Source organism: Bacillus sp. JS, assembly GCF_000259365.1.
GTDB lineage: Bacteria > Bacillota > Bacilli > Bacillales > Bacillaceae > Bacillus > Bacillus stercoris.
This window is the reverse complement of the sequence record NC_017743.1, coordinates 224,473-248,110: the sequence shown is the minus strand read 5'-3', so window position 1 is coordinate 248,110 and position 23,638 is coordinate 224,473. Positions and strand designations below refer to the sequence as shown.

At 44.1% G+C, this 23,638-nt stretch carries 25 protein-coding genes and 1 pseudogene; 7 read left to right on the top strand and 19 right to left on the bottom strand.

Translation table 11 applies throughout. The features are described 5' to 3' along the window. Nucleotides 1-26: 26 nt before the first annotated feature. The 10 genes and pseudogenes from trhO to purT all read right to left on the bottom strand — a co-directional run bounded on the left by trhO (nucleotide 27) and on the right by purT (nucleotide 7,436). Nucleotides 27-995: an oxygen-dependent tRNA uridine(34) hydroxylase TrhO gene (trhO, locus tag MY9_RS01385; RefSeq protein WP_014662617.1), complete on the bottom strand. Its 969-nt coding sequence runs from the start codon at nucleotides 993-995 to the stop codon at nucleotides 27-29. A gap of 208 nt (nucleotides 996-1,203) precedes the next feature. Continuing rightward, a pseudogene (locus MY9_RS20995) lies at nucleotides 1,204-1,362 on the bottom strand (AraC family transcriptional regulator); the annotation flags it as partial. 88 nt (nucleotides 1,363-1,450) lie between these two features. Beyond that, the gene (locus tag MY9_RS01380; protein WP_014662615.1) at nucleotides 1,451-1,729 is read right to left on the bottom strand and encodes a hypothetical protein; all 279 of its coding nucleotides are present in this window, start codon (nucleotides 1,727-1,729) and stop codon (nucleotides 1,451-1,453) included. Nucleotides 1,730-1,783: 54 nt separating this feature from the next. Continuing rightward, nucleotides 1,784-2,575: a phosphatidylserine decarboxylase gene (locus tag MY9_RS01375; protein WP_014662614.1), complete on the bottom strand. Its 792-nt coding sequence runs from the start codon at nucleotides 2,573-2,575 to the stop codon at nucleotides 1,784-1,786. Then, nucleotides 2,568-3,056, bottom strand: coding sequence for a DedA family protein (locus MY9_RS01370; protein WP_014662613.1), 489 nt, complete (start codon nucleotides 3,054-3,056; stop codon nucleotides 2,568-2,570). The genes MY9_RS01375 and MY9_RS01370 overlap by 8 nt, the downstream gene beginning before the upstream one ends. Next, a complete protein-coding gene (gene pssA, locus MY9_RS01365; protein WP_014475661.1) occupies nucleotides 3,047-3,580 on the bottom strand; it encodes a CDP-diacylglycerol--serine O-phosphatidyltransferase in 534 nt (177 codons plus the stop codon). Before pssA ends, MY9_RS01370 begins: the two co-directional genes overlap by 10 nt. A 198-nt stretch (nucleotides 3,581-3,778) precedes the next feature. Continuing rightward, complete coding sequence (locus tag MY9_RS01360) at nucleotides 3,779-4,663, bottom strand: alpha/beta fold hydrolase (RefSeq protein WP_014662612.1); 885 nt, start codon at nucleotides 4,661-4,663, stop codon at nucleotides 3,779-3,781. A gap of 171 nt (nucleotides 4,664-4,834) precedes the next feature. After that, on the bottom strand, nucleotides 4,835-5,233 hold the full coding sequence (locus tag MY9_RS01355; protein WP_014662611.1) for a YbfJ family protein: 399 nt from the start codon (nucleotides 5,231-5,233) through the stop codon (nucleotides 4,835-4,837). After that, nucleotides 5,196-6,137, bottom strand: coding sequence for an extracellular metalloprotease Mpr (gene mpr / locus MY9_RS01350; RefSeq protein ID WP_014662610.1), 942 nt, complete (start codon nucleotides 6,135-6,137; stop codon nucleotides 5,196-5,198). The genes MY9_RS01355 and mpr overlap by 38 nt, the downstream gene beginning before the upstream one ends. 144 nt (nucleotides 6,138-6,281) lie before the next feature. Continuing rightward, nucleotides 6,282-7,436: a phosphoribosylglycinamide formyltransferase 2 gene (purT, locus tag MY9_RS01345; RefSeq protein WP_014662609.1), complete on the bottom strand. Its 1,155-nt coding sequence runs from the start codon at nucleotides 7,434-7,436 to the stop codon at nucleotides 6,282-6,284. Nucleotides 7,437-7,641: 205 nt separating this feature from the next. Here purT and MY9_RS01340 point away from each other — a divergent pair, with 205 nt between their 5' ends. From MY9_RS01340 to MY9_RS01330, 3 genes are all read left to right on the top strand, one after another. Next, the gene (locus tag MY9_RS01340; protein WP_014662606.1) at nucleotides 7,642-8,469 is read left to right on the top strand and encodes an AraC family ligand binding domain-containing protein; all 828 of its coding nucleotides are present in this window, start codon (nucleotides 7,642-7,644) and stop codon (nucleotides 8,467-8,469) included. Then, complete coding sequence (locus MY9_RS01335; RefSeq protein WP_014662605.1) at nucleotides 8,466-9,386, top strand: DMT family transporter; 921 nt, start codon at nucleotides 8,466-8,468, stop codon at nucleotides 9,384-9,386. Before MY9_RS01340 ends, MY9_RS01335 begins: the two co-directional genes overlap by 4 nt. A 328-nt stretch (nucleotides 9,387-9,714) precedes the next feature. After that, nucleotides 9,715-10,143 carry a hypothetical protein gene (locus MY9_RS01330; RefSeq protein WP_014662604.1) on the top strand — a complete coding sequence of 143 codons (429 nt, stop codon included), beginning with the start codon at nucleotides 9,715-9,717 and terminating at the stop codon, nucleotides 10,141-10,143. A 34-nt stretch (nucleotides 10,144-10,177) separates the two neighbouring features. On the opposite strand, the gene MY9_RS01325 is transcribed toward MY9_RS01330, so the two are convergent. The 3 genes from MY9_RS01325 to MY9_RS01315 all read right to left on the bottom strand — a co-directional run bounded on the left by MY9_RS01325 (nucleotide 10,178) and on the right by MY9_RS01315 (nucleotide 12,682). Next, nucleotides 10,178-11,428 carry an MFS transporter gene (locus MY9_RS01325; RefSeq protein ID WP_041521468.1) on the bottom strand — a complete coding sequence of 417 codons (1,251 nt, stop codon included), beginning with the start codon at nucleotides 11,426-11,428 and terminating at the stop codon, nucleotides 10,178-10,180. Further along, a complete protein-coding gene (locus MY9_RS01320) occupies nucleotides 11,425-12,342 on the bottom strand; it encodes a bifunctional helix-turn-helix transcriptional regulator/GNAT family N-acetyltransferase (protein ID WP_014662602.1) in 918 nt (305 codons plus the stop codon). The genes MY9_RS01325 and MY9_RS01320 overlap by 4 nt, the downstream gene beginning before the upstream one ends. Nucleotides 12,343-12,433: 91 nt before the next feature. Next, on the bottom strand, nucleotides 12,434-12,682 hold the full coding sequence (locus tag MY9_RS01315; RefSeq protein WP_014662601.1) for a YbeF family protein: 249 nt from the start codon (nucleotides 12,680-12,682) through the stop codon (nucleotides 12,434-12,436). A gap of 292 nt (nucleotides 12,683-12,974) precedes the next feature. On the opposite strand from MY9_RS01315, the gene glpT reads away from it, so the two are divergent. Together glpT and MY9_RS01305 are read left to right on the top strand one after the other, a co-directional pair. Beyond that, complete coding sequence (gene glpT, locus MY9_RS01310) at nucleotides 12,975-14,309, top strand: glycerol-3-phosphate transporter (protein ID WP_014662600.1); 1,335 nt, start codon at nucleotides 12,975-12,977, stop codon at nucleotides 14,307-14,309. A 98-nt stretch (nucleotides 14,310-14,407) separates the two neighbouring features. After that, on the top strand, nucleotides 14,408-15,298 hold the full coding sequence (locus MY9_RS01305; RefSeq protein ID WP_014662599.1) for a glycerophosphodiester phosphodiesterase: 891 nt from the start codon (nucleotides 14,408-14,410) through the stop codon (nucleotides 15,296-15,298). Nucleotides 15,299-15,323: 25 nt separating this feature from the next. On the opposite strand, the gene MY9_RS01300 is transcribed toward MY9_RS01305, so the two are convergent. Together MY9_RS01300 and MY9_RS01295 are read right to left on the bottom strand one after the other, a co-directional pair. Then, nucleotides 15,324-16,952, bottom strand: coding sequence for a Na/Pi cotransporter family protein (locus MY9_RS01300; RefSeq protein ID WP_041521467.1), 1,629 nt, complete (start codon nucleotides 16,950-16,952; stop codon nucleotides 15,324-15,326). 205 nt (nucleotides 16,953-17,157) lie between these two features. After that, on the bottom strand, nucleotides 17,158-18,777 hold the full coding sequence (locus MY9_RS01295; RefSeq protein WP_040084326.1) for an APC family permease: 1,620 nt from the start codon (nucleotides 18,775-18,777) through the stop codon (nucleotides 17,158-17,160). 266 nt (nucleotides 18,778-19,043) lie between these two features. Here MY9_RS01295 and MY9_RS01290 point away from each other — a divergent pair, with 266 nt between their 5' ends. After that, nucleotides 19,044-19,304, top strand: a complete 261-nt coding sequence (locus tag MY9_RS01290; RefSeq protein WP_003234883.1) for a hypothetical protein — start codon at nucleotides 19,044-19,046, stop codon at nucleotides 19,302-19,304. Nucleotides 19,305-19,343: 39 nt separating this feature from the next. Here the strand turns inward: MY9_RS01290 and cypC are convergent, their stop codons facing one another. After that, a complete protein-coding gene (gene cypC / locus MY9_RS01285) occupies nucleotides 19,344-20,597 on the bottom strand; it encodes a fatty-acid peroxygenase (protein ID WP_014662595.1) in 1,254 nt (417 codons plus the stop codon). A 172-nt stretch (nucleotides 20,598-20,769) separates the two neighbouring features. On the opposite strand from cypC, the gene blaOXA reads away from it, so the two are divergent. Continuing rightward, nucleotides 20,770-21,573 (top strand): class D beta-lactamase, encoded by an 804-nt coding sequence (gene blaOXA, locus MY9_RS01280; RefSeq protein ID WP_014662594.1) that lies wholly within the window; start codon nucleotides 20,770-20,772, stop codon nucleotides 21,571-21,573. Between the two features lie 26 nt (nucleotides 21,574-21,599). Here blaOXA and MY9_RS01275 read toward each other — a convergent pair whose 3' ends face one another. The 3 genes from MY9_RS01275 to MY9_RS01265 all read right to left on the bottom strand — a co-directional run bounded on the left by MY9_RS01275 (nucleotide 21,600) and on the right by MY9_RS01265 (nucleotide 23,557). Further along, the gene (locus tag MY9_RS01275) at nucleotides 21,600-21,791 is read right to left on the bottom strand and encodes a DUF5370 family protein (protein ID WP_003234886.1); all 192 of its coding nucleotides are present in this window, start codon (nucleotides 21,789-21,791) and stop codon (nucleotides 21,600-21,602) included. An 18-nt stretch (nucleotides 21,792-21,809) separates the two neighbouring features. Further along, nucleotides 21,810-22,058, bottom strand: a complete 249-nt coding sequence (gene csgA, locus MY9_RS01270; RefSeq protein WP_003234887.1) for a sigma-G-dependent sporulation-specific acid-soluble spore protein CsgA — start codon at nucleotides 22,056-22,058, stop codon at nucleotides 21,810-21,812. Nucleotides 22,059-22,168: 110 nt separating this feature from the next. Beyond that, entirely contained in the window at nucleotides 22,169-23,557 is a 1,389-nt protein-coding gene (locus MY9_RS01265; RefSeq protein WP_014662593.1) for an amino acid permease, read from the bottom strand. Nucleotides 23,558-23,638 lie beyond the last annotated feature (81 nt).

The window sequence follows — 23,638 nt, the reverse complement described above, 5'->3', positions numbered from 1 at the left end:
CACCTCATTCCGAGGTGTTCTTTCCATTATTCAACAGAAGCATGTTCTTCTGTTTCAATCGCTGCCAGTCTTGCATTTACTTCTTCTTCTGTCATATTATGCTCTTTCACATACAGGTTTCTTGGATTCGTGCGGCACTCGTGGCTGCAGCTGCGCATATATTTATACTCATTTTCAGGTGTGCATATCATTTTTTTATTGCAAGATGGATTCGCGCAGTTCACATAACGCTCACACGGTTCTCCTGTAAAGTAGTCTTTTCCGACAATCACATGCTCGACACGGTTGACAGGCACGCTGATTCTTTCATCAAATACGTAGCACTGGCCGTCCCAAAGCTTGCCTTGCACCTCAGGATCTTTTCCGTATGTCACGATGCCGCCGTCAAGCTGGGCTACATCTTCAAAGCCTTGCTTCACCAGCCATCCTGAAAACTTTTCACAGCGTACGCCGCCTGTACAGTACGTTAAAATCTTTTTGCCTTCAAGCATATCTTTGTGTTCTTCGATCCATTCCGGTAATTCGCGGAAGGCTTCGATGTCAGGACGGACTGCACCTCTGAAATGGCCAAGGTCGTACTCGTAATCATTACGCGCGTCGATTACAATTGTGTTTGGGTCCTGCATCTTCTCATAAAATTCTGCTGGCTTCAAATGTTGACCTGTTGTTTCATTCGGATCGACATCATCTTCAAGACGAAGCGTGACAAGCTCTTTTTTATGGCGCACGAAGATTTTTTTGAAGGCATGGCCTTCTACTTCATCAATTTTAAATACCATGTCCGCAAAACGAGGATCAGCTTTCATTGTTTCCATATATTTTTCAGTCTGTTCAACCGTTCCTGATACCGTACCGTTAATTCCTTCAGAAGAAACAAGGATACGGCCTAACAAACCAAGCTCCTTACAAAAAGCCAGATGCTGCTCTCTAAACGCCTCTGGATCTTCAATCGGAACATATTTATAGTAAAGTAATACTCTGTATTGTTTTTCCATGTTTTAAACACCCTGTTCAATTATAGTTAGTTGCTATGCACACTCTTACTATATCATACAGGAAAATGCCGCAAAGATGAACAGATCCGCCCAGACTGATAAAAATATCCAAGCTCTTACAAACCTGCGCGGCACAAGGGTTTCTGAATAACGGATAGTATTTTCCATTAACTTACTAATAAATGTAGTTGTCTGAAAACTATTATTATCATTCCTCTTCAAAAGATAAATTTACCGGTTCATCTAAAAGCTCTCCCGGCATTTCAAGGTTTGTTGAAGGTACGCTCTTATCTACCTCTTCAAAAACAACATGATCCATCCACACCTGCCCCGGTCCAGATAATTGAACGCCAAAGGATATCACTGCTATTAGGTTCTCTAGTCGTTACGAGATAGATATTGAAAAAGTTTCCTTTTTTCCGCCAACAAAAAAAGCTTCTCTGTTGAAAGAAGCTTTAGCTGGATTCTCTCATCACCTGATGAAAGTAAAACCGATATGTATTTCGTAAAAATGTCTCAACCGGAAGCTGCACATCCGCTTGGTATTTGCTGATGATAAAGGGAAACCGCTCGATTCCTTTTTCGCGCAAATTGTTCGCTTGCTCTTCATCTATTGCCGTCTCTTGCAAAACCGCTTCAATAATCGGACAGCACGCTTTCCGCACTTGCCTCAGGACGGCTTCATCTCCGGTGTTCTGATAATCTGTAATCCAGCTGATGATTTGTTTCTCCATGGGTCTCACCTTTCTTCAAAAAAAGAGGCGCTGCGTCTATGCAAGCTCCTCTTTTTACTCTTCGTAACCTATCAGTTCTCCGACTTGAACTTCTTGGCCTTCTGTTAAATTGGTGGACGGCTGGAACGCGTCTTTTTCAAAAATCAAAATGACGGTTGATCCAAATGAAAAGTATCCCAGCTCCTCGCCGATCTCCAATTCAGCACGGGTATTTGTCTGCACGATAGAATTAATATTCATCGCGCCGACAGGAATCATCAGGACATTTCGGCTGCCGCCATTCAGTTCATACACAAACCGATAATTTTTCGACAGCACATCTTTTCCGTATTTTAAGCCTAATTGATTTACCGGGTATGAGCGATTTCCGAGCTCGGCCAGCTTTTGATACTTGCAGCTGATCGGAGAATGGAAACGATGATAATGACGCGGGCTTAGATACAGCACAACGAAATATCCGCCATTGTATTGATGGTCCGCGCTTTTACAGCCTGTCAGCTCAGCGAATGAGTAATCTTTTCCCTTTACCGTAAAGGTTTGATTCGGGTTGATGATTCCTACCGTCTGAACCACACCGTCAACAGGGCTGACCACCGCATGCGCCTCTTTTGAAACAGGGCGCCGCTCCAGATTAATTTGTCGAATGAACAATTCGGACAGCGATCCGTAATCAGCAGCCGTCCCGTCCACATCATCCCAATTCAGCCGAAAATGTTTTGAGAACAGCGGAATGACCGGTTTGCTGATTTTCGACTCGCAAAATCCTTTAATCAGATAGGATGACAGACGATGATTCGTCAGCTCTATCAATGATCGATACAGAATCTTTACAGCCGTATTAAACATGAATAATCCCTATTACCCTTCCGATTGTAATAAAAACAAAGCACCACAAAAAGGCGCCGATTGCCGCAAACGCAATATACGTTTTCAAATCCATTTTGCCGATCCCCGAAAAGTAGCATGTCACATGTCTGACGCCGGGAATAAAATAACCTAAAATAAGAGAATATGGACCGTATTTCTTCATCCATTTTTCCACTTTCATCATTCTTTTTTCTTTTAAGCCGACCCACTTGCCGTACTTATCGATAAACGGGCGTCCGGCTTTTCTGCCAATCATGTAGCTGATCAGCATACCTAACAAAGCCCCGACAAAACTGATCAATATCGAAAGCTCATAATTCAATACATCGGTATGCGTGAAATAGCCAACAACAGTCATCATCACTTCATCTGGAATCGGCAATCCTACAATCCCTAATACGAGCATCAAAAAAATAGCGAGATAACCGTAATCCGCTATGAGCTGCTGAACTAATTCCATCTCCCGGACTCCAGGTTTTCTGCCGCATGTTTTTTAAAATGAGGGAATTTTATTTTACTCACCATTAAATATGAAAGTCCGCAAGTGCCGATTGCCAGAAGGATCGGGTTATAGGTGAAGCTTAGAATAACAAGGCACATGCCCGCAAATGGAATCGGCATACCAATAAATGTCGGGAGTTTGCTTTGTTCAATGTTAAATTTAGAGAGACGAAGCATTCCGCAAATGCTGTACGTCAATGCGCATAAGATCCCTATAAATGGCAGGGTATACAACGCGACACTGTAAGCAAGCATAGAGGGAGCCACCCCAAACGTAACCAAGTCGGCAAACGAATCCAATTCTTTTCCCATATCAGAAACGGCATTCAGCTTACGTGCAGCCATACCGTCAAAGAAATCAAGGAACATGCCGGTAAAAATGAATAGCACTGCTGAATGAATGTTGTGATAGAGCAAGGAATGAATCGCCAGCAATCCGCAAATGAAGTTTCCTATCGTAATCATACAGGGGATGTAATTCACAGTGTAACCAAACCTCCAATTGTAAAACCATCTATATTATTCGACGATAGTAATCGAATAGCGTTTCAGGAAAAAATTTCTTCAATAAGCATGATAACATAAAATGCCCCCAAAAAAGCAGCATTCAAATTCTATTATTATACAACATTTGTTACCATTTGAAAAATGAATGCCAATCTTTTCATGCCTTTTACTCATTTATTCTCCGCCCAAAAAGGACAAAACGCGTTGATTGACGTACTCTGGCTGCTCCAGAGATAACAGGTGTCCGGCGTCCTTTACGATTTCAGCCTGAATTCCCGGCACCAGCACCGACGCCCGCTCATAAGCCATTTGCTGATGGTACATGACTTCGTGCTCACCGAACATCAGCAGTATCGGGACTTGTATTGATTTCAATTCCTGGTCTGTGAACACGTACGGAAAACCATTTTCTGTCGGCTTCAGGCTCCTTTGTTCATCCTGCCACGCCGCACCCTCCATAATTTGGCTTTGCAGTAAAGGATGCAGATCATATCTGTTATCTGTGATCCACTTGATATATGCTTCAGCTCCTCTTGCCCCTGTAAGCGCCGCAGCGTATTTATAGACATCCGGATGAAATGAAATAAACGCTTCAGCGGGACTCATAACAACCGCCCGCTCTACTCTTTCAGGCGCTTGAAGCAAAAAATTCACGATATGGGAGCCGCCAAGCGAAAGACCGGCCAGGTGTGCTGTCTCAAGTCCAAGAGAATCAAAGACATCTTTCATCCATTCTGCAAAATCAGCTCTTGTTTCCATCGCTGCTGATGGTATACTTTTATTTTTGTCTCCTATTATATCGACCGCATATGTACGAAATTGACTGCTCCACGCCGCAATATTCGGATACCACATCGCAGAGCTAAAAAGGCCTCCGTGAAGCAAAATGAGCGAAGGTGCGCCCTTTGGCCCACTTGCAATGATATGTGTTTTTCCAAAACGAGTAGAAACATAGAATGCTTCCGACTCAATCGGCCACAAAGAAAGGCTTTGATTATACGCCTTGTAAAAGCGAAGACCGCTTTCTACCGCGGCAAGCTGCATCGAATCTTGTGTCATCTTCTTCTTTTTCCTCCGGGTTTGATTGATATAAATGAAAGGATAGCGCCCCTTTTGTCTCGTAAGAAAAAATACCTATTTCTTATTATCTCATATTATAAATTTCCAGTATATAGTTTGGCTTCCTGTGATCAATAAAAAAGGCAGTTTCCCTTAAAATCAGGGAAACTGCTATTCTTTGAAGACCAATGGAATGGCATGATCTTTTTTATCCTCTGTTAATGAAATTTGATGGGTTACTGATGTTTCACCCTTCGTTAACGCGACTGAATAATCGCCTTTTTTACCGGTATCCCATTTGATGTCTCCGTTTTTGTCTGTTTTACCGAGTATCTCGCCGATCTCTGTATTCGGCTCCTCATCTGACGCAGGCGCTTTGACAATCGTCACTTGAACTCCTTCGACCGGAAGCCCCTTAGCATCCTCCACATGAAGAGTGACAGGAATCGTCATTTCTTTTTGTGAAGAATGCGTCTGCGAACTGCATCCGCATAAAAACAAAATAGATATGAATATGGCTAGTTTGCTGTATTTATTGATTTGCCCAATATTGAATATTGTTGAATACATCGTTCGTCACCCTTGTTCCCAAGTTATATGACGATCCCCCGTTCGTGTGAATGGCAATAGCTGTCTGCCCTGTATCACTGTAGTTTCGATATACAGGCGATCCGCTTTGGCAGCCGTACGTATCGGTTGTATAGGTCAGCTTATACGTTTCAGCTGAGCGAATCGGCTTTGTATCAGACCACATCGTACCAAAGGTTTTGTCACACGGGAATCCTGTCACTGACGAGGAAAGGCCCACGGGACTGCTGCTGTTTGTAGTCCGATAGCCGTACCAGCCAACCGTGTTTCCAGGAGAACCGTTTAATTTAATAGCTCCGTAATCATAATTGGTGTCTTTGCTTTCCGTCCATCCTTTGACTGAATAAAACATCGTGCCTGAATAAGTTCCGTATGGATATGACGAATCATTGCGTCCCGGCGCGGCGGTTATCGTTGAAGCCCATCCATGATCCTGGCTGTACACACAATGTCCAGCCGTGACGACTGTATTTGGATTGACTAAAAATCCGGTACATCCATAAGTGCTTGAAGTGTTGGGATACTTGATTGATAGCTGAACGGTTGCTCTATATGGAAAAGAAGTCGTGCTGGAGATTCTGGTGCGTTCATCAGTTCCGATAATGCTCGAAGGCTGTAAGGTTTGAATGTTTTTTTCCAGTTGCGTTTGGCCGCCGTATAATGATTTGCTTGTTTTCCCAGTTCCCTCATAAGGTGCGGAAACCTGTTCTGCTTTTGACGTTTGGTTTTTCGTGGCATCAGCTTCTTTACCGGTATTCGATACAGAAGTTTGCGGATTCTCTGCTGCTTTTGCCGGTACACCGAAAGATACCGCTGCCGCCAAAGCCAAACACAAAACCGTTAAGTAAGCGAACCATTGTTTTCTGAATCTTGGAACTAATTTCATTTTGTCATCTCCCTCCTTTAGTGTCAACCACCCGTATTGATGGAAGACTTTTACATTATAATCAGGTTTCGGATTCTTATGATAAAACTTTTATGGAGAAAGAAAAAAAACAGGCCTTGTGCGATGACAAAGCCTGCTCAAACTCTATTTTATCGTTAGCTGATCCAATGCTTTCTTAGCGTTCTCTCTCGCCGTTTCGACTGTATCAGCAGCAGAAAGCGCAACTGCCATACGCCGTCCGGCTTTCGTTATTGGCTTTCCAAAGACGCGCACTTGTGTCTGTGGGACTGCCAGTGCGTGTTCCAGTCCTTCAACAGTGTAATCCGCTAATTCTTCTGGTGCTTTGAGGGGCCTGCTGGCGCCAGGAGAAAGCTGTGTGATTTCTGTAATCGGAAAGCCGAGAATCGCCCGGACATGCAGCGCGAATTCTGACAAATTTTGCGTTACCAGCGTGACAAGGCCTGTATCATGCGGACGGGGAGATACCTCACTGAAATATACCTTATCTTTCGCAAGGAACAGCTCAACACCAAACAGGCCGTATCCGCCAAGCTCATCCGTGATCGCTTTTGCAATATGTTTCGCTTCTTCTATTTGCTGCTCTGTCATATCATGCGGCTGCCACGATTCGATATAATCCCCGTCCTTTTGCACATGACCGATCGGCTCACAAAATGCCGTACCGTTAACCGCACGTACGGTTAAGAGTGTGATTTCTGATTCGAAAGGGATAAACTCCTCAACGATCACGCGGCCGTTTTTCACCCGTCCGCCTTCCATCGCCGTCTCCCAGCAGCTCTCTAAATCCGCTTCAGAGCGGCACACACTTTGGCCTTTTCCAGAAGAACTCATCAATGGTTTAACGACACAAGGAAAACCGATCTGAGCTGCCGCTTGTATAAATTCATCATATGTATTCGCAAATTCATAGCCAGCTGTCGCAAGTCCAAGCGTTTCCGCCGCAAGCCGTCTGATGCCTTCCCGATCCATCGTCAGCTTGGCAGCACGGGCATTCGGGATAACGTGAAATCCTTCTTCTTCAAGCTTCAGCAATTCATCCGTCGCAATCGCCTCAACCTCAGGCACAATCAAATCCGGCTTTTCTTTCTCAATGATGGCTCTGATCTGCTCGGGGTCAAGCATATCAACGACATAGCTGTTATGCGCCACCTGCATCGCCGGAGCATGCTCGTAACTGTCAACTGCCACCGTCTGTACCCCAAGACGCTGGGCTTCAATCACTACCTCTTTACCTAACTCACCTGAACCTAACAATAAAACCTTCTTTGATTGATACATCTTTGCCCCTCCTATCTGTTCCAAACCATTATAACTGAAATATTTGAAAAATAAATTTTTATTAAAATAGAAAATATTATAATTTGATTCCTAAACGAAAGCAGGCCAATAAAGATTAGCTTTTTAAACAGCAACATCATACAAGAAATCCCCCAAAACCATGCTACACTTAATCCAAGACCACCATACCGACAGGAGGCATCCCATGCAAAACGAAACCCGCACACTGCAGCTTGACCCACATCTTCATATAGAAGCCTACCGCTTCAAGGGGATTATGCAAAAGTTCCCGAACCACTTTCACGATTATTATGTGATTGGATTTATTGAAAAAGGGCAACGGTATCTGGCCTGTCAGGATCAAGAATATATCATCAATCCAGGTGATCTTCTCCTCTTTAACCCCCGTGACACGCATAGCTGTGAACAGATTGACGGCCGGACGCTTGATTATCGGTGTATCAATGTCATGCCGGATGTCATGGAGAAGGCAGTGAAGGAAATTACCGGCGCCGGGCATCTCCCTTATTTCTCCCAGCATGTGTTATTCCGCCATGAGCTGACAGCCAGCCTGCAGGAATTGCATATTTTGATATCAGACGAAAAACAAGCTTTGCGTAAGGAGGAGCTGTTTCTTCATCTGCTGGAAGAGCTGATTCGCCACTATTCGGATGTTACGTTCCTTAATAGCGTTCCCGAACCATCCGACGAAGTCAAATTGGTTTGCGAATTTTTAGAAGAGCATTATGCCGAAAACGTCACGCTCAATGATTTGAGTGAATTAACAGGATGGAGCAAGTATCATTTATTGCGTTCGTTTACAAAACAAAAAGGAATTACGCCTAATAGCTATATGGAAACAATCCGGATTAATCAAGCGAAAAAACTTCTTGAACAAGGGGTAAGACCAATTGATGCCGCATTTCAGACAGGGTTCAGTGATCAGAGCCATATGACGAAGTTTTTTAAACGGCAGGTGGGGCTGACACCGAAGCAATACATGAAGATTTTTGAAAAGGAGCTTCACAGATGAACATACAAAGAGAAACTTCCGGGCATATCGCAGCCATTGTGACCATTCTGATTTGGGGGACGACCTTTATTTCGACCAAAGTTCTGCTGGCTGACTTCTCTCCAATGGAAATATTATTTTATCGGTTTTTGATGGGCTTTATCGCTCTGATCCTCGTTCGTCCCAACATGATTCCGTTCAGAAATTGGCGGCAGGAACTGTTGTTTGCCGGGGCTGGTTTATTTGGCGTAACCTTATACTTTTTATTAGAAAATATAGCTCTCACCTATACATACGCATCCAATGTCGGCATGATCGTGTCCATTATACCGATGATCACTGCGGTTTTGGCCCATTTTCTGCTCGAAGGCGAAAAACTGCGTCTGACTTTTTTCATTGGATTTGTCTCGGCACTAATCGGGCTTTTATTGATTACATTTAACGGCAATGTGGTACTGCGTCTGAATCCGCTCGGAGACATCATGGCAGCCGGGGCCGCTCTCGTGTTTGGAGGCTACTCGATATTCATGAAAAAATTAAGCGCTTACGAATACCACATCATCGAGCTGACACAGAGAGTATTTTTATACGGCTTATTGTTTATGGTGCCCGCCTTATTTTTGTTCGACTTCCATTTTGGCCTGAGCCGATTTTCATCCGCTTCGAATGCACTTAACATGCTTTTCCTAGGCATTGGCGCTTCCGCCCTGTGCTTCGCCACTTGGAATTATTCAGTTGGCGTGCTCGGAGCCGTCAAATCCAGTGCGTATATTTACATGGTCCCGGTTATCACGATCGCCGCTTCTGTCCTGATTCTGCACGAAAACATGACATGGATCGCTCTTCTAGGAGGCGCGCTTACACTTTTAGGCCTCTACATTTCAGAGCTGAAACCGAAAGCGAAGCTGATGGAGAACGGATCTAGAATGGATGCTTAACGGCATCTATACACGGGGTGTATGGGCAGACACAAACGGCGCTCACTGGGTTCCAAATCCACTTTATCAAAATCTATCTAACAGTCTTAGCTTACCGACTGAACTTTATGTCATTCAATAACTCAAACATTGAATACTTAATTTGTACCTTTTTGACGTTGCAATATGTAACAGCGCTACTTCTGGACTTAAGAATTGGATTACATTTAAAATAGGCCCTGAAGCAGGAGCAGTTGCAGGACTCTTCCGTACATTATTAATAGTCTTGATCTCCATGGATCCTTTTAGAGGATTCATGGAGATCTTCTTAAAAAAGGGGGAATACTGTATGAAAAGTAATATACATACATATCAGGAGATCACAAAAAAAATAGAAACTGACTTGTACCCTATCAGTCAAAACGATAATGATTTACTTTCTTACCTAATGAAACAAGACTCTTTCACACTCAACCAAATGAAAGTGTGTTTAATTGAACCACAGCTCACATTCAAACACACTGTCAAAATCGTATTTACAGTGACACTAATAACCTTATATATTTATTTTTTCAGTTCTCATTACAATGATTTAATAGAAATAGGTGTACAAATGTTTTTTGTGTTAATTGGCCTAATATGGGTATTTGGTGTTTCCCCATTTTCAAGAAAAGTTCAAATCTCTGAGCGCTTCAAACAAAAATCAGAAAACGCCCGCATTGTCGGTATGATCGACTTCGTGTTAGAACAAAAATACAAAAAAAGCATCTCTGAATAATTCCGAAATCAGAGATGCTTCCCCTCTGCCCTTATCATTTCTCTATCACAGCCGTACTGTCACGTGTGACCGCCGCGGGCTCCCTCAGCATCACATTCATCACGCTCGCCAGCACGAGCATTCCAATCGACAAATAAAAAGCCAGTGTATACTCACCTGTTATCGTATAGATGACGCCAGGCACGTACGCGCCAAGTGCCGATCCGATCTGGTGGGCGAGTGAGAGCCAGCCAATCATGAGGCCGATCGAGTAGTTTTGAAAGTACTGGGTGGCGAGCATTTGAGTCGGTGCTACCGTTGCAAAGTCCACTAACCCAAACAGAATCGCAAAGGCTAAAAGCAAGTAGGGCTCGTGGCTGTATATGAGAATCACGATCGACATCGCGCGCACCGCATATAAAAAGCAAAGGATTTTCCGGCTGCTCCACCGGTCCGCTACAATTCCCGACAGTAAGATGCCGGCAATATTAAAGCCTGCCAGCAGACTGACAGCGGCACTCGTGACCGTCGTGGAAAAGCCGTGATCGTGAGAAAAGGGAATCAAATGGGTATCCATCAGCCCCACGGTCGTAAATCCGCAGATCAAAAACGGCAATATCAAAAACCAGAATTGCCTCATTCGAAACATCCCGGTCACTGAAAGAGCAGTTGTTTTAGGTGCCGTTTCTTTTTCTGAAGCAGCCAGTCCGCCTATCGGCTCTGTCTTCTTTTCTGAAGGATTGTTCCTCAGCATCAGCAGGGCAGCCGGAAAAACAATCACGATTAACAGCAGCCCCAACACCACAACCGTCAGCTTCCAGCTAAACCAATGGATCAGCATGAGTGAGCCAGGGACGAGAAGCATTTGCCCCGCGCCAAATCCTGCTTCCATGATCCCAAAGGCTAGTCCCCGCTTTTTGCTGAACCAATTGACGACCAATACACTTGCTGCCACATTCGATGCTCCGCCAACCCCAAGCGAGACACCCAGCCCATAAAGCAAAAACAGCTGCCAAGGCGAAGTCACAAGGTATGTTAAGAAAATGCTGACGCCTGTCAGTAACGCACTCCATGCCAAAACAGCCCGAGCACCCCACTTGTCCACAAGCCGGCCGATCACAGGCTGTGATATGCCGTAAACAATAAAGCTCATCGTCGAAATCAACGAGATGGTGCTTCTATCCATTGAAAATTGCCGTTCCCACGGCTCCACAAATGCACCAAACGACAGCCGCACCCCCTGAACCGCCAATAAGATCAAAAAGGTGACGGAGACGATGATCCAAGCATAGTGCAGTCTTTTCATGCCAGTTCCAAATCCCACCGTTCTTCTGTCAGCTGCTGTCCCCATAATGGCGCTTCTTGTTTCACTTCACTTATCCTGAATCCAAATTTTTCGTAGAGCGGTCGAGCCTCAGCCATGGTGCTCACCGTCCAAAGGAAAATACGGTCAAATTTCATGTCTTGGCAGTATGCAACCAGATGCTCCAGCAATTGAGTGCCGAGCCCCCTGCCCCGAAAAGCCGCATCAACCAGAAACCATCTGAGCTGGACTGTCTTATCATCATGCTTGACCAGCCCGACAGAGCCGGCAAATTTCCCGCCGCTTTCCGCAATCCATATGTTTTCGATGTCAGCGTCAAATGTCTCCTGAAGGTAAGCTAAAAACGTGTCATCCCAACCGTGAGCCTCCGCGTAAAATTGTCTTTGTTTCTCAATAAGGAGTTGAAGATCATCCGACAGAAAATAATCTCTAATCGATATCTCTGATGTTCTGGCAGAAAGCGACTGTGAAAGGATCGCTTCAATCTCTGCCATCGCCTCGGCAAGCTTGTGCTGCTCCTTTTGGTTGATTTCCTTCAGCATCAGTTCCACTTGTTCGTTGGCTTTCTCCTCCAGCTTTTTATAAATCGTTTTTCCTGTTTCTGTGACAAAAATATAATGGTGGCGGGCGTCATCTTTGCTCCTCTGTTTATAGATCAAACCTTCTTTTTCAAACTGCTTCACAATCCTGCTGACATATCCCCGGTCAAGCCCCAGCTTATCCTGAAGGGCTTTTGCCGTACAATTAGGCGTATTATAAACTTCAAATAATATCCGTGTTTCCGTTAAGGAAAACGGGCTGTCGTAAATGTGCTCATTAAGGAAACCAAGGACGTTTGTATAAAATCGATTGAACTTTCTGAATTTTAATTCGATAGATGATTCACTTGTTTTCAAATCAAATCCCCACTTTCTAATATCGTTGACTAAGCCAATTATAATCACATATAGTTGCCTCAGTCAACAATCTGTTAGAAAGTGAGGATTTTTATTTTCCTGATTCTTTCTTTTTCCTTATCACAATCAATGTGATATAGGATAAAGCCAGGGAAATCAAGCTATAGACTACAACCCATCCCAAAAATGATTCATTAAAAATGGTAAAGGTGAGCACTAGAGAAATCACCAAACTAAGCATTGGCATCAGATACGCGTTTTTACAAATACAAGTTCCGACAATCGACAACAGCATAATTCCTAACGGTAAAATACCGAATGCGATATCTAATTCATCCACCTGCAACAGCCTCCCTCAAGATTTTTATGCTGCCAGTAAAAAAACATAACTCCATTTAGTAAAAGGATTATATTTACTTTCTCAATACCCAATTTGAAATTACCCGTTTACATTCACTCTAGACTATGATAACTTAAGAAAGCGCTATCATAATAAGTTAATAGCTTGGATGGAGATGAGGAGAGCCAGGAATCCAACCCCTTTTGACAAGGGGTGTTTTCTGGCTCTTTTTGTTTTTCAGAAAGGAGGCACGCATACATCCAGCACAAACAGCAAAGGGGGATAATTTTTGATGCTTCATATATTTAAACCGGCTCCTCACATTGAGAGACTGGATGATTCAAAGATGGATGCGGCTTATAAACGGCTCAGGCTGCAAGTATTCATTGGTATTTTCATTGGCTACGCAGGCTACTACCTGCTGCGGAAAAACTTTGCCTTTGCCATTCCTTATCTGCAGGAACAGGGATTTTCCAAAACAGAACTAGGTTTGGTGCTGGCCGCTGTGTCCATTGCGTACGGCTTCAGCAAATTCATCATGGGAATGGTGTCTGACCGCTGTAATCCGAGATATTTTCTCGCAACAGGCCTATTTTTATCAGCAATCGTCAATATTCTATTCGTTTCAATGCCGTGGGTGACTTCGAGCGTCACCATCATGTTTATTTTTATGTTTATCAACGGATGGTTTCAAGGAATGGGCTGGCCGCCATGCGGCAGGACAATGGCCCATTGGTTTTCTATAAGTGAACGCGGCACAAAAATGTCGATCTGGAATGTCGCACATAACATAGGCGGCGGTATTCTTGCTCCGCTTGTCACTCTTGGCATCGCGATGTTCGTCACTTGGAAAAGCGTGTTTTTCTTCCCTGCCATCATTGCCATTATCATTTCATTTTTAATTGTTTTATTGGTTCGGGATACGCCTCAATCTTGCGGACTCCCGCCAATTGAAGAGTATCGGAATGACTATCCAAAACACGCTTTTAAAAATCAAGAAAAGGAATTAACAACAAAAGAAATCCTTTTTCAATATGTGCTGAATAACAAATTTCTTTGGTATATCGCGTTTGCCAATGTATTTGTCTATTTCGTGCGATACGGCGTGGTTGACTGGGCGCCTACTTACTTAACAGAAGCCAAAGGCTTTTCTCCTGAAGACTCGCGCTGGTCCTATTTTCTTTACGAATATGCCGGCATACCGGGAACCATTTTGTGCGGCTGGATCAGTGACCGATTCTTCAAAAGCCGCCGGGCACCGGCAGGCGTTTTGTTTATGGCAGGCGTTTTCATTGCCGTAATGGTGTACTGGCTGAATCCGGCCGGCAACCCGCTCGTAGACAATATCGCCTTGATCAGCATTGGCTTCTTAATCTACGGACCTGTTATGCTGATCGGCCTGCAAGCGATTGACCTAGCACCGAAAAAAGCAGCCGGAACTGCAGCCGGTTTGACCGGATTTTTCGGATACATCGGCGGATCTGCTTTCGCAAACGCCATTATGGGCTTTGTCGTTGACCGGTTTGATTGGAACGGCGGCTTTATCATGCTGATCTCTTCCTGCATTCTTGCTATCGTCTTCTTAGCTTTGACATGGAATACAGGCAAACGGGCAGAGCACGTTTAAAAAAGCCACATAAAAGATTAATCATTTTCCAACACGCCGTTTACATCCGTTTTTTAATATGAAAGACAGGTAGTCTTTATCAATAAGGAGGAGAAATCATGAGAAAAAATAGAATACTTGCCTTGGTTGTTCTGTCGCTAGGCTTACTCTCATTTATGGTAACACCAGTGTCGGCAGCGTCAAAAGGAAACCTGCTGTCGCCTGACCGTATCCTGACTGTTGCGCATAGAGGGGCTTCTGGATATGTGCCTGAGCACACGATTCTGTCTTACGAAACCGCTCAAAAAATGAAAGCAGATTATATTGAATTGGATCTGCAAATGACAAAAGACGGGAAATTGATTGTCATGCACGACGAAAAACTGGACCGTACCACAAACGGAACGGGCTGGGTGAAAGACCATACGCTCGCAGACATTAAGAAGCTGGACGCCGGTTCTTGGTTTAATGAAGCTTATCCGGAAAAAGCGAAGCCGCAGTACGCCGGCCTTAAAGTTCCTACATTAGAAGAAGTATTAGACCGTTTCGGAAAGCACGCGAACTACTACATTGAAACAAAATCGCCTGACACCTACCCTGGTATGGAAGAAAAACTGATCGCTTCCTTACAGAAACATAAATTACTGGGCAAACATTCTAAGCCCGGCCAGGTGATCATTCAATCGTTCAGCAAAGAAAGCCTGTTAAAAGTCCATCAATTACAGCCAAAACTGCCGACCGTTCAATTGCTGGAAGCCAAACAAATGGCGACAATGACAGATGCTGAACTGGAAGAAATCAAAACATACGCTGTTGGTGCAGGCCCGTATTATAAAGCTTTGAATCAAGAAAACGTCCGTATGATCCGCAGCCACGGCCTCCTGCTGCACCCTTACACAGTCAATACAGAAGCAGATATGCGCCGCCTGCTTGATTGGGGCGTGACAGGGGTGTTTACGAATTACGCTGATATCTTTCAGAAGGTGAAAAAAGACTACAAAAAAGCATAGAATCCTAGGATTCTATGCTTTTTCCTCATCGATTTTCACCAATAACAGCTTCAGCAATATTTACTGCATGATCGCCGATACGCTCCAGGTTGCTGATCATATCAACAAAGACGATGCCCGCTTGTCCAGTACACAGTCCTTCATTCAAACGGATAATATGCTTTTTGCGAAGCTTCCGTTCCATTTTGTCAATGTCATCTTCTTTTTCAATGACTTGTTCAGCTACCTTTGCATCATTGTGGTGCAAAGCTTCAATGGACGCCTTCACAGTAGAAATCGTCAAATCTATCATTTCAGTTAAATCCGTCATGGCAGATTCAGTTATAACCACACGATGCGCCTGCTGGTATTCTATCAATTCAATCACATTTTCGAAGTGATCTCCGATTCTTTCAATGTCTCTGACCGTATCCATCAACATATGATGCTCCTCAGACTCGTGCTCTGAGAGAGAACTTGAAGAAAGTTCGATCAAATAATCGGTAATTTTCCGGTCGAGATTGTTAACCGCATCCTCTATCTGATAAGTATTGGCCGCATATTTTGGCTGTTTTGTTACCAAAAACTGCTTTGTGACTTCCAGCCCCTGCACCGCAAAATTCCCCATTTGGATCACTTCTTCTTTTGCCTGTCCGAGAGCAATAGATGGTGATTGTTCAATAAAAATCGGATCAAGATGCGACTTGTATTCGACCATTGAATCCTTGCCCGGAATCAGTTTTGTTACGATCAAAGCCAATATCCCGACAAAAGGAAGCTGTATAATCGTATTGGTCGTATTAAAGATTCCATGTGCGAATGCAATTGTCATTTTCGAATCAAGCCCCATCGAAGCCTGAAGTGACAAAATCAATGCTGTAAACGGCTTAAGAAAAATCAGGAAAATTGCTGTCCCGATTAGGTTAAACAGCACATGAGTAGCAGCAGCACGTCTCGCCGCAACAGATGCACCTAAAGATGCAAGAACCGCGGTGATCGTCGTCCCGATATTATCACCGAATAACACTGGCAGCGCACCGTTAATATCAATCAGCCCATCTGAGAATAAACCTTGCAAGATGCCGATCGTGGCGCTGGAGCTTTGCACAAGAACCGTAAACAAAGTCCCAATGACAGCACCTAGTAACGGATTAGAGCTCATACTGACAGTTAAATCATGAAATGCCTCAAGTGAACGGAGCGGTTTCATGCCGCCGCTCATTAACTCCAGCCCATAAAACAGAGCCCCAAACCCAAACACAATCTGGCCGGCATTTTGCACATGTTTATGCTTAAAGAAAAACAGTAAAAATCCGCCGACAGCAATAATCGGCAATGCATAAGCCCCTATGTCAATCCCGATAATAAACGCGGTAACCGTTGTTCCAATATTGGCTCCCATAATAACGCCAATGGCTTGACGAAGCGTCATAAAGCCCGCACTGACAAGCCCGACGGTAATTACCGTCGTTCCTGAGCTGCTTTGAATCAAAACCGTCACAATGATGCCCGCCAATACGCCCATCAGCGGATTGCTTGTAAAACGGTCTAATATATTTCTCAATCTATCCCCAGCCGATTTCTGAAGTCCCTCTCCCATGAACTTAATTCCAATTAGGAAAATACCGAGACCCCCAAAGAATTCGAACAGTAATGTTTGGATATCAATCGTCAACGCTTTCACCTCTGTCTCGACATATATCAGCAAAACTCCCTATGATTATGTTTCAAGTTCATATGAATGTAAATGAATCTTCTAACAAATTTACACTAACTTAACAATGGGCCTTTAAAACCCAAATTGAATTTACAATGGTGTAACATTTTGATATGGACCAAATCAACAAAAAAACCTTGCGCCCTCCGCGCAAGGTTTTCATTTATTCTTTTCCGGCAGCAGCTTCTGACTGTCCATTAAGCAGCTGAGAATTTATCTCTTTCGCATCCTTTAAGTATTCTGTCTGGTAGCCGCTCTTCAGCGCCCACACATAGAATACAAGTGATACCATCGCAATCAGAACCATATCCCAGCCATAATGAATGACATTCAGGCCGCCGAATTTATCACTGCCCAAATAAGAAATGACCATCATGGCCAGCAGATAAAACACCATCCAGACGCCGGCTTTGAAGTTTCGGCCAAACCCTTTCCATTTCGCCTTCGCCTGATAATAGAAATAAATCGGCAGACCGATCAGGATAATAAACAGAACCTGTCCTGTTAACGGCCAGCGGGCCCAATACAGCACCAGCGACGCAAAGATAAATCCAAGCGGCGCAATCACGTTTAAGCCTTTTAAACGAAGAGGCCTGTACAGGTCTTTCCCCGTCCGTCTCAATGTCATCACTGTAACCGGGCCGGTGATATAAGAAATTAACGTAGCAACAGAAATAATTTCCGCTAACACGCCCCACCCTCTGAACAGGAATAAAAAGATGAACGAAACAATCAAGTTAAAGAACATGGCTTGTCTCGGCACACCGTAAATCGGGTGAAGCTTCCCGAATATACTCGGCATATATTTGTTTTTTTCCATTCCGTAAATCATTCGGGACGTTGTCGCCGTATACGTAATCCCAGTTCCAGAAGGTGATACAAATGCATCCGCATATAACACGATCACAAGCCAGTTAATATTTAGCGCGATCGCCAAATCAGCAAAAGGAGAATTAAAGTTCAGGTGGCTCCAGCCGTGAGCAATATCAGAAGGATTCACCGCTCCGATAAAGGCGATCTGCAGCAGGACATAAATGACTGTTGCTACGAAAAGAGAACCGACAACTGCAATCGGAATTGATTTTCCCGGATTTTTTGCTTCCCCCGCCATATTAATCGGGCTTTGGAAACCATTAAACGCAAAAACGATACCGGAAGTGGCCACCGCTGTCAGCACACTCGCCCAGCCATTCGGCGCAACGCTTTGACCGTCAGTAAAGTTTTCTCCGTGGAATCCAACAAACAGCAAAGCTCCAATCGTCAGACCCGGAATAATAATTTTAAAAATTGTAATGAATGAATTCGCTTTAGAAAATAGATTGACTGTCCAGTAGTTCAGCAGGAAATAAATGAGAAGCAATACAGAGGCAAATGCCAGTCCCTCCCCAGTCAGTGTTCCATTCTTCACCAAACCGCTTGTCCATTTTGCCCATTCCCAAGGCCAAGAGCTCATATATTGAACAGAGGCAACGGCTTCAACCGGAATAACTGACACAATCGCAATCCAGTTGGCCCAGCCTGCGATAAAACCGATAAACGAACCGTGTGAATATTGCGTATATTTTACCATTCCCCCGGCTTCAGGGAACATAGATCCTAATTCACTATAAGAAAGAGCAATAAATAAAATGACGACCATTCCAATAATCCATGAAATAATAGCAGCTGGTCCTGCTATTTGGGCCGCACGCCACGCCCCGAACAGCCAGCCTGAGCCAATCATCGACCCGAGCCCGACCATCATGAGGGAAAACGTTCCCATTCTTCGATGCAATTGATTCATATCGTAAACACCTTTCATGTATGATGGCATTCTCTTGCTAGTTATATTATTATTCTGATTACTTGACCTTGTCAATATTTATCGAATTTTGACTAAAATAATAATAAATCAATGTATATTACCTTCCAATACAGGAATGAAGTCACTAGTTTTTCAAAAATGGAATTTACTGAAAATGCGAATGATAAAAACTTAATAGGTTTAGCTATAACCAAAACGGGAATGATACAGGAAACACTACTCTTAAAATAGAAAGGAGTATCACCATGAAACAAAAACTGTTACTTTCAGGTCTCGCTGTTTCAACTGTCGGCATCACTTCTTATCTATTAAAAGACCCGTCAAATCGCCAAAAAGCAAGAGAATTCATTCACAGCATGAAGATGAAAATAACAAAACAGCCAGACATGGAAACGTTCCCAGTCGATAAAGCCGGCCACCCGGACCCGCAAGATATCGAGGACAACAAAATGGTATCAGAAGGATCCATGTATCCCGTCCAATACTACGATGAAAAAAAGAAGTAATCAAAAAAGCTCTCTTCGATAAGGAAGAGAGCTTTTGATTTACCTTTTCTGCCTGATTCCGCTCATGATAAAGCCGCTTTCAGGCAATGACGGCATTCTAGCGAGACTGTAGTGCAGTGATTGTTCCGGAACGTCGTATTCAATCTGATTGACGAGAAAATCCAGGCTCGCTTTCATGACTTCAATTGTAATGCCTTCCCCTGGACAGCGATGGCCTTTCTCGGCGTGCCCCCCGCCTTGAGGAATCAAATCAAACGGATTTTCCTCCCGCTCCGCAAATCGTTCCGGCCGGAATTCATCGGGATGATCCCATAGACGAGGATCGTGATTCGTTCCATATACATCAAGTAATACCGATGTTCCCTTCTTAAACTCACAGTTATTCCATACAAAGTCCTTTTTGACAAGCGCACCTAAAAACGGGCCGAACGGATAATATCTGCGGACCTCCTGCACAAACATTTCTCTTTCCCGGCTGCTTCCAGACCGCAGCCATTCCTTATACTTTGGATGCTCATGAAGCGCCAAGGCTGAAAACACAAGAAAGTAAGAAATGGCAACAATAGGCCGCAGTACATTAATCAGCTCAATGGATGCCATCCGGGAATCCAACTCGCTTCCATCTTCTTGTTTGTGAAACGCCATTTCATGCAGCGCTGTTCCGGCAGGTGTTTTGAGCAAGCCGGCACGCACATCTTCAATCATGACTTCAATCCACTCTTCCGCACGCGGCCTTGCTCTTCTTCCCTTCCAATGCCGCGGTCCCACAGCACCGAACGCATCGACCATGTCAATGAAGTCATCCGCTCTCTCTTTGACTTCCGTTTCCTTCAACGGAACACCTGCCCAATAGCACGCTACCCGGCACAGGATTTCTTTGGCTTCTTCAAATAACACAACCTGATCTGCCTTCTCCCATCTTGTGACTGCTGCTTTCCACTCCTCTGTCATCAACTCAGCCAAACGTTTTTGATGCGGCGGTGTCATCAATGACAGAAAAAGCATCTTCCGATGGATATGCGCGCTGCCATCCATTCCCTGAATCGCATTGACACCAAACAGCGATTTCTGCACCCGCTTCGGCAAAGCGTTCTGCCGCTGGAATCGATTCGTATCATAAAACACCTTCGCCGCCTCAGCGCCAGTCATGCAAATAAAGTTTTTCCCCAACAAACGGGCCTGAAACAAATCTGAATTGTAGCGCTCTGTTCTGTTTTTAATAAATAAATACCCTTCCTTCAGCAGTGTCAGGCTGTTATCGAGACTTTTGTCATGTGGAATCTGCTCATTCATCCGCTTACCCTGCCTTCCTTTTTACCCTCTATTTTCACGTTATCTTCCGAATATAAACCCAGTAACAGTATTTGTTTGCAAATCCAAATTTAAGCGCTTTTTGATTATTTTTTAAAGGAAGAACAAACGAAAGAGAGAAAAGGTAGTTAATCAAAACAAAGGGGAGAACAAAATGAAGAAATGGATATATGTTGTGCTTGTGCTGAGTATTGCAGGGATCGGTGGCTTTTCCGTGCACGCAGCATCATCTGCTCATGAAAAACACTTGAATGTCAGCAGAATGAATGTCGTTGATGAATTCAAGGATACGGATGGAACCTTCATTCTCCACGATTTGCAAAAGGATCAGACATTTGTCTACAACAGAGAACGGGCAAATCAACGACAAACTCCGCAGTCCACCTTTAAGGTCGTAAATGCCTTAATCGGTTTGCAGGTCAAAGCTGTACGCGATGAATACGATGTTAAACGATGGGACGGGGTCAAGCGTGAATTCGAATCATGGAACCGCGACCATACACTTGGCTCGGCCATGCGTGAATCCGCAATCTGGTATTATCAAGCACTAGCGCGGGATATCGGCGAGGAAAGAATGAAAACATGGCTTCATACACTATCTTACGGCAACGAGGATATCAGCGGGGGAATCGACCAGTTTTGGCTGCAAAGCTCTCTGACAATATCGCCGCTGGAACAGGAAGCCTTTTTGAAGAAGTTATTTAAAGAGGAGCTTCCATTTGACAAGCCAGTGATGAAAACCGTCAAGCGCATGATGATTCAAGAGGAAGGCGATCATTACACGCTTTACGGGAAAACCGGAACCCGCCTGACCGATATGGGATTAGGCTGGTTTGTCGGATTCATCAAAACAGAGCATGGCTCTTATGTCTTTGTCACCAATGTCGATGATTCCGGCACAAAAGCCAAAAACATCACCGTGGATATCCTGAAAAAGTATGGCTTGATCACATCATAAATGAAAGAGCCCTGCATAGCAGGGCTCTAAATCTCATGCTCAAAACAATAATGATTCACAAGCTCTTCAATCAAATCATGATCAGGATATTCTCCATTAAATTCAAATTCGATTTCTTCCACAAATTCTCCTTGATGGTACACATGGATGGCTCCGTTTTGACGGACAACGCTAAACTCCGGCTGAAAAGTATATCCGCTTCGTTCAATTGCCCCCATTCCTTTTTCCCGCCTTTCTCAAAGCAGTAATTCATACACCTCATTTAATTCCTTAGCCCGCTTTTGATCCTGTTCATTCTGCGCATACTTAATTTCCTTTTCTAATACATGGTTCAAAAAAGACATTTCATTATCATCTAAGTCTTTTACAAATTCCTCTTCATTCGCATACCGCTTCGCCAGCATTTTCTTGCAAATCCGCTGGCAGACTTCATTTTCAAGATGATTCGAAAGTGATTCACGCAAATAACCGAGTGTAACATCCATTTTATGAACACCTTTCCTTCTGCTATCTTTACACTATAGCTTGCTAAAACAGGGAAAATCCATACGCGAAAAATAAAAAAAGAGACATCCGTGAATGTCTCTTTTTATCGTTATTCAGCTGCTTGTTGGCTTTTTGTCAAATTGGCTTGTGTGCGTTTGCCTATCCCAAACACATAATAACTAATGACCACAAGCGCTAAGAAAATCACGCCTACAATCAGAGAGATACGAGTATCATCGTTAAACCACATGCCTACCAGAACCATCAGCAAGAAAGCAATCGTCAAATAGTTTGTAAAAGGAGCAAATGGCATCTTGAATGGATGTTTATCTAATGCGGCGCCCTTCGCTTTTCTGAATCCGATATGGCTGATCAAAATGATAAACCAAGGAATCATCCCAGGAAGCACGCTTGCGCTGTATACATAGACAAAGATCTTCGGCGGCGCGATATAGTTCAGTACAACACCGACAGCCAAACCGATCAGCACCGCAATTGTGCCATACAGCGGCACACCGTTGCGTGAAATCTTCGTAAAGAACTTCGGTGCTTGTCCATTTACACCCAGTGTATACAGCATGCGGCCCGCGCTGAAAATGCCGCTGTTACAGCCCGACATTGCCGCTGTAATCACGACAAAGTTAATAATGCCAGCCGCTGCCGTGATTCCGATTTTCGAGAACGTTGACACGAACGGACTTCCGAGTGAATTGAGCTCATCCCAAGGATACACCGTCACAATCACAAAAATAGCGCCAATGTAGAAAATCAAAATGCGCCAGATAATACTTTGAATCGCGTTTCTTAGCGTGTTTTGCGGGTCCTTCGCTTCGCCCGCTGTAATCCCGATCAGCTCAACTCCTTGATAAGCCGCAATGACAAGCGACAGTGCAAAGAAGAAACCTGAGAAACCTCCTGCAAAGAAGCCCCCGTGAGACCACAGGTTCGACAATCCGATCGCATCTCCGCCGTTGCCAAAACCGAAGAAAATAATTCCGATCCCCGCAATAATCATCAAGATAATCGTCACGATTTTAATCATCGCAAACCAAAATTCAAATTCACCAAACGACTTAACAGAAATTAAATTCGCTGCGCCAAGAATCACCATTGCCACGATACCAGGTATCCAAGCAGGCAAATCCGGGAACCAATACTTCATATAAGTACCGACAGCGATAATTTCTGACATGCCGACGATAATCCACTGGAACCAGTTGCTCCATGCTGTTATATAACCTGCCATCGGATGAATATATTGATGGCCGAATGTCGCAAAAGAACCTGTGCTCGGCTCGACATACAGCATTTCACCCATCGCACGCATAATAAAAAAGATAAAAATTCCGCATATTGCATAAGCCAGAAGGACAGATGGGCCAGTCCATGAAATTGTGCTGGCAGACCCCATAAACAAGCCAACACCGATCGTGCCGCCCAAGGCGATCATCTGAATATGACGCGCGCCCAGGCCCCTCTTTAATTCTTTATTTGCCACTCCTCTTCCTCCTCCTCACAAAAATACTCACAAATGAGAAAACAGCAGATCTGCTTGCCCTCACATCACTCAGTAATAACA